The sequence below is a fragment of the Cupriavidus lacunae genome (genome assembly GCF_003353055.1).
Lineage (GTDB): Bacteria > Pseudomonadota > Gammaproteobacteria > Burkholderiales > Burkholderiaceae > Cupriavidus > Cupriavidus lacunae.
This window is the reverse complement of record NZ_QKWJ01000130.1, coordinates 1-14,706: the sequence shown is the minus strand read 5'-3', so window position 1 is coordinate 14,706 and position 14,706 is coordinate 1. Positions and strand designations below refer to the sequence as shown.

Genomic DNA, 14,706 nt, shown 5'->3' with positions numbered 1-14,706 from the left:
CGCTCTTTCGAGTCGAGTTAATCCTTGCAGGTCTTTTCCCACACCTCGTTGCGCGGTGCCTTGCGAACGAGGGGGCGAATCTTAATACCTGGATGCCTGCCTTGCAAGCATTTTTGAAAAGAATGTGAAAGAGACTTTTTTGGCACTTATGCATCGACCCACGACCTGGATGAGCATCGAGCTGGTCGCCCGCCCGCTGGGCCACGCGCTACCGATCATGGCGTTGCTCGAGGCCACCCTTCTCAACGACTCGAGCGCCGGACTACCGAGCGGCCATTACTGGGCCACGCCTCACGCGCCCTTTCCGCTGGACGGCCCGAACGGCCATGACGAAATCTTCCCTGGCGCCCACTGCGTCAGCGACGGCAAATGGGTCACCTTCTATAAGGACGGGGAAGAAGTATGGGTGTGCAATGCCGCGTATGCCGCCGCCCATTTCAACTATGCGCCCGCCTCCAGCGCTTGCTTTTCGACGGCGCCGGGCCGGCCTTGCGCCGCCGCCCACCACCACCCTCCCGCTCGCGAGGCGCCACACGCAATTCTGCCAGCAGCTGACGCGCGAGCGCCGCTTCGGCTTGGGCGCGTTCGGCCCGGCGCTGCGCGGCGGCGAGCTCCGCCTGCACCGCTTCCAGCTCGCTGCCGGTTCGCTGCGCCCGCTCGGCGGCCGCGAGCCGATCGGCCTGTGCCGCGGCCTGAGCTTCGAGCCGGACGCGGGCTTCGGCCTGCGCCACGGCCGCATCCCGGGACTCGCTGCGCGCCGCCGCCAGTTCCGATCGCAACTCTTCGGCGGCGCGCTCGCTCTTCTGGCGCGCGGTGCGCTCCTGGTCCAGTTCGCGCAACGCGCGCCGCTCGCTGGCCTCGGCCCGTTCCTGCGCGAGGGTCACCTGCTCGCGGGCGCGCTCGAGCTCGGTCGAGAATTGGGTACGCAGCTCCGCCAGCTGCCGCGGCGACCTGCTTCAGTGCGCCGGGCAAGTCCGGATGCTCGATGGTGACGCGCGTGCGCCCGCGCTACGACTTGCAAGCTGATACGCATAGCCGCCCTCCTTTAAACGCGCCTGATTGTTTTCTGCAGGTGTTGAGCAGCAGCCTTATCGTAGGTTGCGTGTTGCAGGGACGCGTTATTTGCCTCCGCCGGCAGTTGTAATCGGCCGACGCTTCCGCTCGACCACAGAAGGCGTCGTGGACTCACTGTCATTCGCCGTACGGGCGCCAGACAGACGTACTCCCGATTGCACTTGAATGGTCGATATCGCGCTCTTGTAAATGGTCTGCATGCCGCCGCCGGGCGAACTCAGCATCACCACGAACTGGTCGAACGACTCAATTGCACCAATGAGCCGGACACCGTTGACCAGGTATACCTCCACACGCTTTCGCTCTTTGCGTGCTGCATTCAGGAAGTCATTTTGAGGAAGAGCTTGCTTAGGCTGCATGTCCATTCACATGGCGCGGGCGGAGCCCGCCAAGATCAGAGTTCCCCGGCATTATGCACGCTCGCGGCACCGCATCCGGCACGGGAGGCTGCCCACACTTACAATGTTGCCGTGCAATATAGGACCAGGGCGCAAGAAGCGAACGAATAGCCACACGCCCGGCGTGCAGTGGAGGAGAGAATGGCGACAGCTCGAGCTGGCACCAAAGGGGAGGCACTGAGGCTCCTGGAAACAGAGGGAGTCACGGTAGTGAATTTGGACTACGAGTCTGCCTGGCAAGACGCAATCGAGCTCGGCCGGCTTGGCAACAAGCGCGGAATACGCGTTGAGTATCGCGGGCACGAAAATATTGCCGTCAACTCGCCGGCTGCATTGGTCGCCGGCCTGTTGCGGCCAAAGACGACGTTTCGGCAGCGGAATCTTTACTGCCAGTTTGAGCTCAACGACTTGCCGGCAGATGTGTTGGAGAGCTTGGAAGCAAAGGCGGCGAAGTTGGGGGACTACATACTTGCCGGGCATCTGCAGCGGGACGTCGATGCGGTCTGGACTGAATAGCGCCGCCACAATACAACACCAACGGTCGCGGACGGCTGAGATTGAGGCCGTCCAGTCTTCGAAATGGGTATGAAATCGTAATCGAGGAACACGCCGGGCCAGGACTTTTTCGGTCTTCGAGTCCGCTAGCGCGAGCCCGTCCCCATAGGAGGAGGAACAAGCGCTTGCTGAGGGATTACGGTGTTTCGACCAGCAGCTTTTGCTTCATACAGTCGGTGGTCGGCAATACGCACGAGCTGGTCCGCCCTATGTCGCATAGGAGGTGCGCCTTAGCCTCGCCCGACTGCTTTGAGGATGGACTGTCCGCGATGGGTGAGACGAGGGCTTGCTTGGCCTGAGGAGCCTTTTTCTATCGTGACGAGTTGGTGCCCTACCAGCGCATCAATTGCCGTGGGGTCCAAGCAAAAAGGGTCAGAACAATCCTTGACCAAGATCAGTGTGGCGATTTCATGGGGACTCAGCATGTTCGCATCCTGTGTTTGTTTGCCTGCTTCGCCCGCGCCTTTGGTCCCATGCCTTTGGCGTGTTCACCGTCTACCGCAGAAGTGCCCAGACAACATAGGCTACGCCCGAGGCCACTAAGCAGGCTGCAAGTGTGAAGTAATATCTCGCCCCATGATGGGGCGCCTGCGCATGAAAATGGTGAACTATCGGCTTCATGTGCCCACCTACGCTACCCAGAGTAAGAAAATTGCCCTCCCACCATTGGCAAGGCGCGGGCTTGCCTTCCTTATAGCAAACAATATGCCGGCCATGCTTGATGGCGGCGGCCAAGCTGTGCAGGCGCACCACATCCGACTGCGGAGGCTGAGCCGGCACCGTCAACGAGGCAGAGGCGCGTTCGCTGACCTGTCCGGCGACGCGGCGGCGTCAGCCTATTCGGCCAGGATTCCTACTCGCTGGTCGGCTCTGCTGAGCACGTCGGCCAGCATTCCGATGGAGGGGGCGACACCAATTTCTCCAGCCCGATCTTCCAGGGAATAGCGCAATTGAGCCGGCGCACCACACCCTCCAGAGCGAAGTATCCCGTGGCTGTGGCACGAGGCCGGCCGCTTCGGCGCCCCGCCCCCCTGTGTAATCGTGCAATCCCCGGCCCGGTCACCCTGCTCGATGGGGTGGAATACGAGGGGTCCCCTGAGGTGGTCAGTGACGTCAGCCCAGATCCTGAATGATGTCGATCGCCCGCTTACCGTGGTGCAATGCAGCCTGGCTGCTGCCGACCGTGGAACCCTCGCCAAGATTTGGTCGACCCAGGATGCGCTCGCTGCGATGGCGACCCGCAAGTCGCTGGGGCCGCTTCGTGACGCGGCGTCACAACCTGTGCAAGTGTGTGGAGCAGGTCGAGGCCGGGCCGCCGAGCATGCGCGAGCAGTTCGGCAGGATCCAGCGGATTAGTTTCAACAGGAGCTTCGACGAGTGTGTCGCACTGGTGGGAGATTATCTCGATTCGCTGCGGGAAACCGCCGACGCTCCGCAGACGGCGCGGGAAAGGCAGCGCCAGTATATTTATTCGACCGGCAATCTCTACGCCGACTACCTGTTCTCCAGCGCGGTCGAGCCGGAGCAGGGCAAGATTCGTCCGTTCTTCGCGGCGTCGGCGCCGGGCGTGAAGCTCGATGACGACTGGGAAGGCTTCGGCCAGAAGCTCACCGGCTCGGGCACCGCCGTGATTGACCGTGTGCGCGTGCCGGATGCGGACCTGTTTGAGGTTAGGTCGCGTGCGGACGATGTACAGCCGAAGCTTCAAAGAGAGATGTGTATTGCCGACCGAACGTCAGTTTTCCAGCGACCGCATGCTCGAGCCCGACATAAGCCTGGCGTCCGAACAGGCGCCCGCCCTGCTGCGACCTCCCGTCGTCGACACCGAAGCCGCTCTCCAGCACTAACAGTGCCTTGAGTCCGGGTCCGTGGTCCTCGGTTCCACGTAGGCCCCAGCGCGAGCCGGACAGTCCGCCCGACGTCATTCGCGCTAAGCCCTTGCCAAGACCCAGCGCCAGACCGTTCGCTGTGCTGGGTGTGACCTTCGACATGTTGGTGACGTACTTCGCGTTGCTATCGAGCACGCCATAATGCGTCACACTGGTTTGTGCATCGACTGCGCAAGCCGCCCAGCGCCAGCGGTGTGGCCACCAACACTTCCCCTTCCGGCCACGGATGACCGGTTGCTGGAGGCTGATATGGAATCGGACCGCAGGGGTCCGGGACAATCAGAGGCGGGAGGCCGCTGGGGTGCTTACTCGACGACGATCCCGCGCTCCCTGATCAGCGTTGACAGCCGCCTGCTCTCGTCAGTCAGCAGGTTTCGGAAAGCTGGCTTGTCAAGTGCCACCGGTTCGGCGCCGAGTTGCCCGAACCGTTGCCTGAGCACTGGCGAGGCCAACACCTTCTTTAACGCCGCAGAGAAGCGCTCGCTGATGTCGGCCGGGACCTTATTCGGTGACCAGACCCCGAACCAGATATCAAGACTCGCATTGCGGATGCCCAGGTCCGCGTATGACGGCGCGTCCGGAAAGAACGGCGACCTGCTCTCGCTCGCCACTGCCAGCAGCTTGACCTTGCCACTTCGGATGTGGGGGAAACCAATCCCCGGGTCGAATACGACGTCCGTCTGACCGGCCATCACATCCTGCAGCGCAGGGGCGGAGCCTTTGTATGGCACATGCGTGATCGACGTGCCGATGCTCTGGTTCAATAGCTCGGCGGCGAGATGCGGTGCCGTACCGGTACCGGCCGACGCCATGGTGATCTTGCCCGGCTGCGACTTCGCCAAAGCGATGAACTGCTTGGCGTCCCTGGCCTCAAGCGTTGGACGGGCGACCAGATACATCTGGGCGCGTCCGATCGCCATGACGGGCGTCAGATCCCGGGACGGGACGAGATTCGACTTGAACAGATATGGGTTGGCCGTCTCAACCGAGGTGGGCGCAATCAGAAACGTGTACCCGTCCGGCGCCGCCCTCACGACTTCGCCGACCGCCAGGTTGCCGCTCGCCCCTGGCTTGTTGTCGACGATCACTGTCTGCCCCAGTGCTTCATTCAGCAACTGTGCAATCGCACGCGCCATCACGTCCGTTCCGCCGCCGGGAGCGAAGCCGACCACTAGGCGGATGGGCCGTGCCGGCCACGCGGGACTCTGGCTCGCGGCCGGAAACGCCGCACCAGCCAGCATGGCGGCCGCCAGCGCCAATACGGCGCGGCGTGAACGGAAATGAGAAAGGCTGAAGCGGTGGGTCATGGTGAATGTCTCCTGGATTGTGATTGCGGTCGGAAGCGCCGTCGGTCGAACCATAGACGGACCGCCATCGGTTGTAAATAGGGATTACACGTTATCCATAGGACAACAAAAGGAAAAAGTGCGCTGCGGACACCTTCATCGAAAATTATCCTATGGATAACGCAGTGACCCTATTTACAAGAAGCATTCGATGCTCTACCGTTCGATTCATCGGCAGCATCCCGACCGCGATCGGTACGCCGCAACGCAAAAACTACGAGAGACAACGTGCTTGAAAAGAGACAATTCCATATCGATGGGGAGTGGGTAATGCCCGCACGTCGCCAAGACCTGGCGGTGATCGACCCATCCACCGAGCAACCCTGCGCGGTGATATCCATCGGTGAAGCCATCGATGCCGACCGGGCGGTGCAGGCGGCAAGGCAAGCCTTCTCGGGCTGGTGTCGCACTGACCCGGGCAAGCGGCTTCGGCTGGTCGAGTGCCTGCTGGACATCTACGAACGACGCGCCGCGGAAATGGCGCGGATGATCAGCCTTGAGATGGGGGCGCCCGTCGACATGGCGCGGGCCGAACATGTCGGTGCCGGCGCGTATCACATGAGGAACTTCATTACCGCGTTTCGCACGTTCTCGTTCGAACGTTCCCTCGGCACGCATGCACCCAGCGATCGGATCCTGATGGAGCCGATCGGCGTCGCCGGTCTCATCACCCCGTGGAACTGGCCCATGAATCAGGTCACGCTGAAAGTCGTGCCCGCATTGCTGGCCGGATGCACTGTCGTGCTGAAGCCATCCGAGATCGCGCCGCTCTCCTCGATGCTCTTTGCCGAATTCATCGAGGAAGCCGGCTTTCCGAACGGTGTGTTTAATCTCGTGAACGGGGACGGCACGGGAGTCGGCGCGCGCCTGTCGTCCCATCCCGATATCGACATGATCAGCTTCACGGGCTCGACCCGTGCTGGCATCGCCATATCAAAGGCCGCAGCCGAAACGCTCAAGCGGGTGGTGCTTGAGCTCGGCGGAAAAGGGGCCAACCTCGTCTTTGCCGACGCGGATGCGGATGCGGTCAGACGCGGAGTGCTCCATTGCTTCAAGAACACCGGCCAAAGCTGCAACGCCCCTACCCGCATGCTGGTCGAGCGCTCAGTCTATGCGCGCGTAGTCGACGAGGCCCGGGAAATCGCCGAGAACTTCGCGGCCGAGGCGGCGCACGCGCCGGGGAAGTTCTTCGGCCCGCTGACCTCGGCGGCGCAATTCAGGAAAGTCCAGGAGATGATCGAGACAGGCATGGCGGAGGGCGCGCGACTTGTTGCAGGCGGCCCCGGGCGTCCCGAAGCGCACGAATGTGGCTACTTCGTGCGGCCAACCGTTTTCGCCGACGTGACCAACCAGATGACCATCGCCCGCGAGGAGATCTTCGGCCCTGTGCTCTCGATCATTCCTTTCGACACCGAGGAAGAGGCGATCGCCATCGCGAACGATACGCCGTATGGGCTGGCCAATTACGTGCAATCGACTGATGACGAACGATGCCGCCGCGTCGCGGGCCGGCTGCGTTCGGGCATGGTGGAGATGAATGGCAGGCCGCGCGCACCGGGATCTCCTTTCGGTGGCATCAAGGCGTCCGGACGTGCCCGCGAAGGCGGGATCTGGGGCATCGAGGAGTTTCTTGAAGCCAAGGCGGTTTCCGGCTGGACGGATCCTGCCCGCTCGCGCTGACCCCACGCGACTCACCTTCATCGAACCGGAGAGAACACACAACATGAATGGCGCCGAAAGTCTGGTCACCACGCTGCTCGAGTCGGGCATCGATACCTGCTTCGCCAATCCCGGCACCAGCGAAATGCATTTCGTCGCGGCCCTGGATCAGATTCCAGGTATGCGGTGTGTGCTGGGACTGCAGGAGAACGTCGTTACCGGCATGGCCGACGGCTATTTCCGCATGGCCCGGAAGCCCGCGAGCACGCTATTGCATTGCGGCCCGGGACTTGCCAACGGCTGGGCGAACCTTCACAACGCTCGCCGTGCCAATAGCGCGGTCGTCAACATCGTGGGAGATCAGGCGACCTATCACCGTCCGTATGATGCGCCACTCACTGCCGATACGGCCGCGCTCGCGGGCGCCGTATCGGCATGGGTCCGCACGAGCCAGTCCGCAGCCGACGTCGGTCGTGATGCGGCCGCCGCGGCAGCCGCTGCGCGCACCGCGCCCGGACAGATCGCCACACTGATCCTTCCTTCCGATACGTCGTGGGATGCGGGCGGCGTTGCCGCGCGCGCATTGCCCGTACCGTCAGCGCCATCGATCGATACGTTTGCCGTCGATAACGCGGCGCGCATTCTGCGCCAGAACAGCAATGACGTGCTGATCCTGCTTGGCGGCGAATGCGCGCTGCCCGAAGCGCAGGCGCTCGCCTGGCGCATTGCCACCGCGACGGGCGCGACCCTGAAGTACGAGTATGTGATGGGGCGGGTCTCGCGTGGACGAGGCCGTCTGCCGATCGAGCGGGTGCCCTACAACACCGATCAAGCCATCACGATGATGGCATCGTTCCGGCACATCATCCTGGTCAACGCCAGGCCACCGGTCGGATTCTTCGCCTATCCCGGCAAGCCGTCCCTCCAGTATCCGCGCGAAGCCCAGATTCATCATTTATCGCGCATCGACCAGCATCCAGAAGTGGCCCTGCTCGCGCTGGCGGAGGCGCTGAACGCGCCAGCGGTCGATATGCCGCCCTCAGAGCCCTGCCCGCAAATCGTTACGGGTACTCCCACGCCTGAAGGGCTGGCCCAGACGATAGCCGCCGTGATGCCGGAGAACGCGATCGTATCGGACGAAAGCATTTCGTATGGCCGCAGCTTCTACCGATTCACCCACGCTGCAGCACCACATGACTGGCTCTCACTGACCGGCGGTGCCATTGGCGACGGACTCCCGGTTGCAACCGGCGCGGCGGTGGCCTGTGGGGGCTCGAGACGGGTCATCAGCCTGCAGGCTGACGGCTCGGCGATGTATTCGCTTCAGTCGCTTTGGACGCAGGCACGTGAACGACTCCCCTGCACGACGATTCTGTTGGCCAACCGCAAGTACAACATCCTGATCGGCGAATACGAGAACGTCGGGGCATTACCGGGGCCCACGGCCATGAGCATGCTGGACCTTTCGAATCCCGATCTCGACTGGGTCAGGCTCGCCAACGGCATGGGGGTGGAGGCCGCACACGCAACGACGCTCGAGCAGTGCGCCGACCTCATGAAGCAGAGCTTCCGCCAGGACGGCCCCTTCCTGATCGAACTGTTGATCTGAGTGAAGGCCGGCACGGCAAAGTTACCCGAAGCACGCCGCGCGCGGCACCAACTGGTAGACGCGGTGCGCGGAAATCTACCCAGATACGGAGACATACGAACGTGAGCGAGATTACCCACGTCGGCTTTTTAGGCCTTGGCAACATGGGTGCCGCGATGGCAATGCGGCTTATTCATCCCGGGTGCCGACTGCACGTCTACGACCCTAACGCGGAAGCCGTGTCGCGACTTGTGGACGCTGGCGCGGTGGCGCATGCCAATCCGCGTTCGGTGGCGGATGCCGCCGCCATCGTCATGGCCTGCCTGCCAAGCCAGGCGGTATGCGAAGCGGCGATTTTCGGCCAGGACGGCGTTGAGGCCGGCAAGGCGCTGCAGATGTACGTCGAGATGTCGACGATCGGTCCGACTGCGGTGTCCTCCATCGCACAGAGACTTCAGCGTCAGCATATCGCCACGGTGGACGCGCCAGTCAGTGGTGGGCCGTCCGCCGCGCGTGCGGGCACGCTGTCCATCATGCTTGCCGGCGCGAGCCATGACATTGCACGCGCCATGCCCTCGCTGGATCGCATCGCGAATACGATTCACAACCTGGGCGATCAGCCCGGCCAGGCACAGGCGATGAAGCTGGTGAACAACATCATGCTGGCCGCCAACATGGTCGTTGCATCGGAGGCGTTGGCGATGGGCGCCAAAGCAGGCCTGAACGCCGACGCCATGGCTGACGTCATCCGATCCAGCACCGGCCAGAGCGCGGCAGCAGACATACTTGCTCGCTTCGCCCTCCCCGGATCGTTCGACTTCGGGGCACACATGTCGATTCTCGCAAAGGATGTGGAGCTCGCCATCACAGAGGCCCGCAATCTGGGCGTACCGGCGCGCGTTCTAGAGCAGGCCCGGGGCGTCTGGCAAACGGCAATGGAAGAAGGACGCAGCCAGGACGATTTCACTTCAATCATCAAGAGCGTGGAAGAACGCGCCAACGTGCTGGTACGCGGGGCACCACGGCGACAACCCGCCAATCAGTAAATTTAACAACGACAACACCCACGGAGCAGACCATGGACTCATCCACCGAACACGTTCATTCCGCCACGTCGATTGCCGACGCCGAAGCGCTTGCGCAAAGGCTTTCCTATGCCACGCCCGAAACGGCGCCACTGGTGCCGGGACGCCGCTCATTCTTCAAGTATCGGGACCTGGGCGTGACGACTGCCACGGATGGCCGCATGCGCGCGCAGATAACTCTTGCAACGGGCGAAATGCAGCAAACCGGGTGGCACTATCACCTCTGCGATTCGCAGTTCATTTATACGCTGCGCGGCTGGGTCGACCTGGTCTTCGAGGACGGCCGCCATATTCGCGTCAGCGCGGGAGAATCTCTCCTGATCCCTGGCGGACTCAGGCACAACGAGCTGGCGATCTCACCAGACCTCGAGCTTCTCGAAGTCTCGATTCCGGCAAAGATGGGAACGGTGGCCTGCGACCCTCCAACGAACTTCACCTCATCCTTCTGACGCGAGACGACATGACGAAAGGTTACATTTTTGCCGAAGTAGACATCCATTCCCCCGGCGCGGAGTGGGATGAGTACGCCAGCAAGGTCCAGCCCACGCTGGATTCATATGGCGGCGTGTTCCTGATTCGGGGAGGCACGCCCCACGTGCTCGAGGGCAACGCCAAAACCGGGACGTTCGTGGTTCTGGAGTTCGAGAGCCCCGAGGACGCCACGGCCTGGTACACCTCCACAGACTATCAGCGCATTTTGCCGCTCCGCCTCCGCAATGCCGATGCGCGCGTCATCTGCTTGCCTGGAGCTGGCTGAATTCCCGTGTCATTGCCCGTGATAAACTCAAAAGTCGTTCGCGCACCCTGAATCCGAGGTTCGCCCCCCTTCCGAGAGGAGTATCGACGGCTTTGACAGAAGCAAAAAAAACCATCGCAGAACCATCGGCAGTGTCGGCGGACGACCCGCCACCGACTGCTGCCGGCAATGGCGGAGGACGACGCCGGATTCAGTCGGCCGACAAGGCAACGGAGGTTCTTCTTGCGCTTGTCGAGGCGGGTAAGGCGACACCCCTCCGAGACCTGGCGCGCGCCATCGGCATGCCAAACAGCCTCGCGCATCGCTACCTCGCGAGCCTAATGGCAAGCGGTCTCGCGGTACAGAATGAAGTCACCGGTCTCTACGATCTTGGGCCGACGGCGGTACGCATCGGCGCTTCCGCCCTCGCGCGTGTTGATCATCTGCGCCTCGCCAGTGAAGCGATGCCACAGCTAGTTTCTAGCACGGGATTGCCCGCCCTCCTGTGTGTGCTCGGCGATCGCGGCCCCACTATCGTGCGATGGGAACGCAGCTATGTGCCGTTCATTACTACGTTGTCGGTGGGCTCGACCTTCCAATTGACAAATTCGGCAACGGGTCGCGTGCTGCTCGCCTTCACCCCCGATCAGGTCAGAGATGACCTGATCGAGTTGGCCGTTTCGAAGAACCATGAACAGCCGCCAGTGAAGTTGCTTGAGCGTCTTTCGACTATCCGGCGAGTCGGATACGACGAAGCGGAATCGGTTCTCATCCCAGGACTGTCAGCCATGAGCGCGCCGATCCTCGATGTTCAGAACGAGGCAGTCGCGTGTCTGACGCTAATCGGCGCAAGCCCTGATGTCCGGCGCATTAAGACAAAGGCAATCAAAGCGCTGGTCGAGGCAAGCGTGAGCATCTCGCGATCTTGTGGGAGCAACCTGTCGTTCGCCTCGTCATTGGCCGATCCGACAACATAAGCCTGATCTGCTACATTGCCGCCTGATGGATCGCCTCGACGTTGAACTCCTTGAGTGCGGCTTCCGGGAAGTCCTTCATATTAAACGTGATGATTGCCTCAGAGCCGCTATGAATTGCGGCCGCAACCACATGTCGATCGTCAGGGTCAGGCAGCAACACATCCCCCGCGGTAGCCGCTAGATCATCCGGCGTGAGCTAGTTCAAGGCGAGGGCTTTGCTGTTGACGCGAGCATCATCAACGCAGCCGCGCTTGCAGATCATCCATTTCTTCCAGCAGGTCGGCCACCAGAGCGGCCAGTTCCGGTATGGCGTCAAAGTCACGCTCCAACTGCCGCATGCGCCGCGCCCGTCGAGAACTGGCGCTGGGAAACCGCCAGACGCCAGCGACACTTACGGCATGGGGGAACAAGCCCTCATCTACATGCCGCGTTAGCCACTCTGGTTCTACCATGCAGGCTGCCGCCACTTGCTCCAGAGTCAGCCAAGCGTCTTCCATCAGGCAGCCGATGAGAACGTCATCATCAGACATGGGTCAGGCTCTCCTATCCGGGCGCGGATTAAAGGTCAATTCCCGTGCCATGGTTTCATAAAGCTCCCGCGCCTTGGGGGTGTTTGCCGGCGGCAACACCACCTGGATGTCCAGCAGCAGATCGCCCGGTGGATTAGCGGGAATGCCCTTGCCGCGCACACGTAGCTCGCTGCCGCTCTGGGCGCCAGGGGGAAGGCGCACCTTCAGTCCGCCCCCAGGTAAATCGATGGGCACCACCGCCCCCAGCGCCGCCTCCCATGGCGCCACCGGTAGCGTGAGGTGTAGATTTCGCCCCTTCACTTTCAGTTGGTCGTGCGGTTTGAAATGCACCTCCAGAAAAAGATCCCCCGCCGGCGCACCGCCGATCCCCGGCGCCCCCTGCCCGGCCAGACGGATGAGCTGACCTTCGCGCACGCCTTTGGGAATTTTCACGCTGAGGATCCGGCTCCTCAGCTGCACTCCGCCCTGGGCGTCCATGCTTGGCACCCGCAGCGAAAGTTGACGGGTGGCGCCGCTAAAGGCGTCCTCCAGGTCCAGCAGCACCTTCGCGTGGTGATCCATACCGCGTGACTGGAAGTTGCCGCCGTGTGTATGGAAGCCGCGGTGCCTGCTGCCCCCCACATGGCCAAACAGCTCGGCGAAGAAGTCGCTGAAATCGGCCTCTTCCTGGGGCGAGAAGCCCCGACTGGAGAACTCGAAGCCGGTGTCCCAGTCCGGCGGCGGACGGAACGCTTGGCCGGGCTGATAGCCTCGCTCCAATTGAGCGTACGCGGCGCGCTTTTCCGGGTCGGAGAGCACGGCGTAGGCCTCGTTGAGCTGCCTCATGCGCAGTTCGGCATCCAACTCCTTGGAAACGTCCGGATGGAACTTGCGCGCGAGCTTGCGGAACGCCTTCTTGATGTCCTCCGCCGTGGCATCGCGTGCCACCCCCAGCGTCTTGTAGTAGTCCTGGAACTCCATGCATGTTCCCCTTTTCCGGCCTCGAGGGCTGACCTTCTCCTCGGAAGAATGATGCCGAAGCTCAGTCAAATCAAGAACTTGAAATCCCCAAGCGAAGCCTTACCATTGCAACCGGGGGCGTCAGAATATGGCGCCCGCGCGAAAGCGAATGGAGGCAAACATGATGTATCGATCGTTGTTTCCCCGTGACGTATTCTCAGAACTGGAACGCCTGCAGCGCGAGTTGCAGCAGCCATTCGAGCTGTCTCCCAGCATTCGCGGTCGGGTCAGTTTTCCGGCCATGAATGTAGGCGGCACACCCCACTCGGTGGAAATCTACGCTNAGCTGGTGAAGAGCGTGCTGACCATTGTCGGCGAGCGCAAGTCCGATCTCCCCGACAAGGACGAGCAAACCTCCGTGCATATCGATGAACGCTTCGCCGGCCGCTTCCGCCGTGTGGTGAGCCTACCAAACGACGTGAATCCCAATGCGGTGGAGGCCAAGTACCGCGACGGCGTGCTGCACATCAGCATCCAGCGCCTCGAAGCCGCGCAGCCGCGCCAAATCAGCATCCAGTGAGCGAGGAGGATCTGGCCATGAGCGAAACTACTGCTGTCACCAAGCAAGCCGACACTGGCAGCACTGAAGCGGCCCTGATGCCGCCGGTGAACGTGTATGAGAACGCTGCAGGCATCACCTTGTACGCCGATCTGCCGGGTGTGCCCAAGGACCAGCTGGTCGTGCAGGTGCAAGGCGATATCCTGACCATCAAGGGCGAAGTCGTCCTGGATCTGCCGGAAGGCATGGAAGCCAGTTACGTGGAGGTTTCCCTGCCTCGTTACCGGCGCGTGTTCACGCTATCCAAGGAACTAGATGCCGAAAAGGTCGTTGCCGAGTTCAACCACGGCGTGCTCAAGCTGCGCATCCCGAAAGCCGAATACGCGCAACCTGGCCGCATTGATGTCAAGGTGGCGTGATGTAAGCCGAGCGGGTCGTGGGCATCACCCATGGCTACACACACGTAGGAGGGCTGACATGAAACTGGAATCGTTCAAAGAGAGTTCCGGTCTTCGCCCCTTTGAACAGTGAGGGGCCGACGATGCGACTGATCGAACCGGATGAGCAACAGGACTTTCGTGCAACCTTGCAGCGTCATGGTCTGGCAGCAGATGATTTCGAACTCCTGGAAACCGATACGACTGACCCAAAGGGCGACGAGAACTTCGGTTTACAGGGCTACGTCACGGTAACCAGACTATCTACACGAGCTACAAGGGAATACCCCATCGGCTATGAAACCGATTGGGTTCAGCATTTCAGGAAAGATCTCGAAGCCGGCATCTTCGATAATTCAGAATGAGATCCTGCGTGCTATTGGCGCGGCGGGCGAAATAGGACTACCTGCCCGATTGGATAGTCACCTGGAAACAGGCATATCCAGTCGATGCGCATGAAGCTGGAGGAACAGATTCTCCTGCCACATTGCCTGCAGTCTTCCTTGGGACGAGATCCCTGGGGTGGAGTTCAAACGGTTGCTGCCGGGAGTGCCGTTCAGATGGCTTTGTTGCGATGAGGGACGGCGTAGCTGGGATAAGAATTCACCCTTCTGCGTCACTCTGCTGCAAAGCGACGGAAGAACCATTGTTTCATGCCTTCCACCGCCAACAGATAGAAGAACAGCATGGCAACGAGGATGAGAAAGAAGAATGCCGGCGGCGCGACGAAACCGAGATGCACGCCAGCAGAGGTGAACGGCAGCAGCACGGCCACCGCCACCACCGCCAGTGAACAGGCGATGAGCCACGGATTCGGGTAGCTCCTGAAAGGATTCCTACGGGTGCGGATGATGAAGATAACCAGCACCTGCGTGGCCATGGACTCAATGAACCAACCGGTATGGAAGAGCCTCTCGCCGGCATGAAAGACCGT

General features: G+C 61.7%; 14 protein-coding genes and 4 pseudogenes. 10 read left to right on the top strand and 8 right to left on the bottom strand.

All coding sequences use genetic code 11. The features are described from left to right. Positions 1–437: 437 nt before the first annotated feature. Both DN412_RS40170 and hfq read right to left on the bottom strand, forming a co-directional pair. Positions 438–944: pseudogene (locus DN412_RS40170) on the bottom strand (DNA-binding protein); the annotation flags it as partial. Positions 945–1,202: 258 nt separating this feature from the next. Continuing rightward, positions 1,203–1,433: pseudogene (gene hfq / locus DN412_RS40165) on the bottom strand (RNA chaperone Hfq); the annotation flags it as partial. Between the two features lie 180 nt (positions 1,434–1,613). On the opposite strand from hfq, the gene DN412_RS40160 reads away from it, so the two are divergent. After that, on the top strand, positions 1,614–1,988 hold the full coding sequence (locus DN412_RS40160; protein WP_115216609.1) for a PHA-granule associated protein 4: 375 nt from the start codon (positions 1,614–1,616) through the stop codon (positions 1,986–1,988). Positions 1,989–3,709: 1,721 nt separating this feature from the next. Here the strand turns inward: DN412_RS40160 and DN412_RS40145 are convergent. Beyond that, a pseudogene (locus DN412_RS40145) lies at positions 3,710–4,144 on the bottom strand (porin); the annotation flags it as partial. A 77-nt stretch (positions 4,145–4,221) separates the two neighbouring features. After that, positions 4,222–5,223 (bottom strand): Bug family tripartite tricarboxylate transporter substrate binding protein, encoded by a 1,002-nt coding sequence (locus DN412_RS40140; protein ID WP_115216606.1) that lies wholly within the window; start codon positions 5,221–5,223, stop codon positions 4,222–4,224. Positions 5,224–5,532: 309 nt separating this feature from the next. Between DN412_RS40140 and DN412_RS40135 the strand changes: the two genes are divergently transcribed. The 6 genes from DN412_RS40135 to DN412_RS40110 all read left to right on the top strand — a co-directional run bounded on the left by DN412_RS40135 (position 5,533) and on the right by DN412_RS40110 (position 11,307). Then, on the top strand, positions 5,533–6,942 hold the full coding sequence (locus tag DN412_RS40135; protein WP_167471192.1) for an aldehyde dehydrogenase family protein: 1,410 nt from the start codon (positions 5,533–5,535) through the stop codon (positions 6,940–6,942). 43 nt (positions 6,943–6,985) lie between these two features. Next, complete coding sequence (locus DN412_RS40130) at positions 6,986–8,530, top strand: acetolactate synthase large subunit (protein WP_115216604.1); 1,545 nt, start codon at positions 6,986–6,988, stop codon at positions 8,528–8,530. A 101-nt stretch (positions 8,531–8,631) separates the two neighbouring features. After that, positions 8,632–9,555, top strand: coding sequence for an NAD(P)-dependent oxidoreductase (locus DN412_RS40125; RefSeq protein WP_115216603.1), 924 nt, complete (start codon positions 8,632–8,634; stop codon positions 9,553–9,555). Between the two features lie 32 nt (positions 9,556–9,587). Further along, positions 9,588–10,043, top strand: a complete 456-nt coding sequence (locus DN412_RS40120; protein WP_115216602.1) for a cupin domain-containing protein — start codon at positions 9,588–9,590, stop codon at positions 10,041–10,043. Between the two features lie 11 nt (positions 10,044–10,054). Then, the gene (locus DN412_RS40115) at positions 10,055–10,351 is read left to right on the top strand and encodes a DUF1330 domain-containing protein (protein WP_022540245.1); all 297 of its coding nucleotides are present in this window, start codon (positions 10,055–10,057) and stop codon (positions 10,349–10,351) included. 92 nt (positions 10,352–10,443) lie between these two features. Then, a complete protein-coding gene (locus DN412_RS40110; protein WP_115216601.1) occupies positions 10,444–11,307 on the top strand; it encodes an IclR family transcriptional regulator in 864 nt (287 codons plus the stop codon). A 25-nt stretch (positions 11,308–11,332) separates the two neighbouring features. Here DN412_RS40110 and DN412_RS40105 read toward each other — a convergent pair. The 3 genes and pseudogenes from DN412_RS40105 to DN412_RS40095 all read right to left on the bottom strand — a co-directional run. After that, a pseudogene (locus tag DN412_RS40105) lies at positions 11,333–11,461 on the bottom strand (PIN domain-containing protein); the annotation flags it as partial. Between the two features lie 82 nt (positions 11,462–11,543). After that, on the bottom strand, positions 11,544–11,837 hold the full coding sequence (locus DN412_RS40100) for a chaperone modulator CbpM (RefSeq protein WP_115216600.1): 294 nt from the start codon (positions 11,835–11,837) through the stop codon (positions 11,544–11,546). Positions 11,838–11,840: 3 nt separating this feature from the next. Then, positions 11,841–12,797 carry a DnaJ C-terminal domain-containing protein gene (locus DN412_RS40095; protein WP_115216599.1) on the bottom strand — a complete coding sequence of 319 codons (957 nt, stop codon included), beginning with the start codon at positions 12,795–12,797 and terminating at the stop codon, positions 11,841–11,843. Positions 12,798–12,957: 160 nt separating this feature from the next. Here DN412_RS40095 and DN412_RS40090 point away from each other — a divergent pair, with 160 nt between their 5' ends. From DN412_RS40090 to DN412_RS40080, 3 genes are all read left to right on the top strand, one after another. Beyond that, positions 12,958–13,356, top strand: coding sequence for an Hsp20/alpha crystallin family protein (locus DN412_RS40090; RefSeq protein ID WP_115216598.1), 399 nt, complete (start codon positions 12,958–12,960; stop codon positions 13,354–13,356). 17 nt (positions 13,357–13,373) lie between these two features. After that, positions 13,374–13,754 (top strand): Hsp20/alpha crystallin family protein, encoded by a 381-nt coding sequence (locus tag DN412_RS40085; RefSeq protein WP_115216597.1) that lies wholly within the window; start codon positions 13,374–13,376, stop codon positions 13,752–13,754. Positions 13,755–13,876: 122 nt separating this feature from the next. Then, positions 13,877–14,137 carry a transcriptional regulator gene (locus DN412_RS40080; protein WP_115216596.1) on the top strand — a complete coding sequence of 87 codons (261 nt, stop codon included), beginning with the start codon at positions 13,877–13,879 and terminating at the stop codon, positions 14,135–14,137. Positions 14,138–14,388: 251 nt separating this feature from the next. Here DN412_RS40080 and DN412_RS40075 read toward each other — a convergent pair. Next, positions 14,389–14,706: cation transporting ATPase C-terminal domain-containing protein (locus DN412_RS40075; RefSeq protein ID WP_341868106.1), on the bottom strand; the 318-nt coding region annotated here is incomplete at its 5' end.

Coding starts and splice junctions, on each gene's coding strand:
- DN412_RS40160 (WP_115216609.1), top strand. CDS start 1,614: ATGGCGACAGCTCGAGCTGGCACCAAAGGGGAGGCACTGAGGCTCCTG.
- DN412_RS40140 (WP_115216606.1), bottom strand. CDS start 5,223: ATGACCCACCGCTTCAGCCTTTCTCATTTCCGTTCACGCCGCGCCGTA.
- DN412_RS40135 (WP_167471192.1), top strand. CDS start 5,533: ATGCCCGCACGTCGCCAAGACCTGGCGGTGATCGACCCATCCACCGAG.
- DN412_RS40130 (WP_115216604.1), top strand. CDS start 6,986: ATGAATGGCGCCGAAAGTCTGGTCACCACGCTGCTCGAGTCGGGCATC.
- DN412_RS40120 (WP_115216602.1), top strand. CDS start 9,588: ATGGACTCATCCACCGAACACGTTCATTCCGCCACGTCGATTGCCGAC.
- DN412_RS40115 (WP_022540245.1), top strand. CDS start 10,055: ATGACGAAAGGTTACATTTTTGCCGAAGTAGACATCCATTCCCCCGGC.
- DN412_RS40100 (WP_115216600.1), bottom strand. CDS start 11,837: ATGTCTGATGATGACGTTCTCATCGGCTGCCTGATGGAAGACGCTTGG.
- DN412_RS40095 (WP_115216599.1), bottom strand. CDS start 12,797: ATGGAGTTCCAGGACTACTACAAGACGCTGGGGGTGGCACGCGATGCC.
- DN412_RS40085 (WP_115216597.1), top strand. CDS start 13,374: ATGAGCGAAACTACTGCTGTCACCAAGCAAGCCGACACTGGCAGCACT.
- DN412_RS40080 (WP_115216596.1), top strand. CDS start 13,877: ATGCGACTGATCGAACCGGATGAGCAACAGGACTTTCGTGCAACCTTG.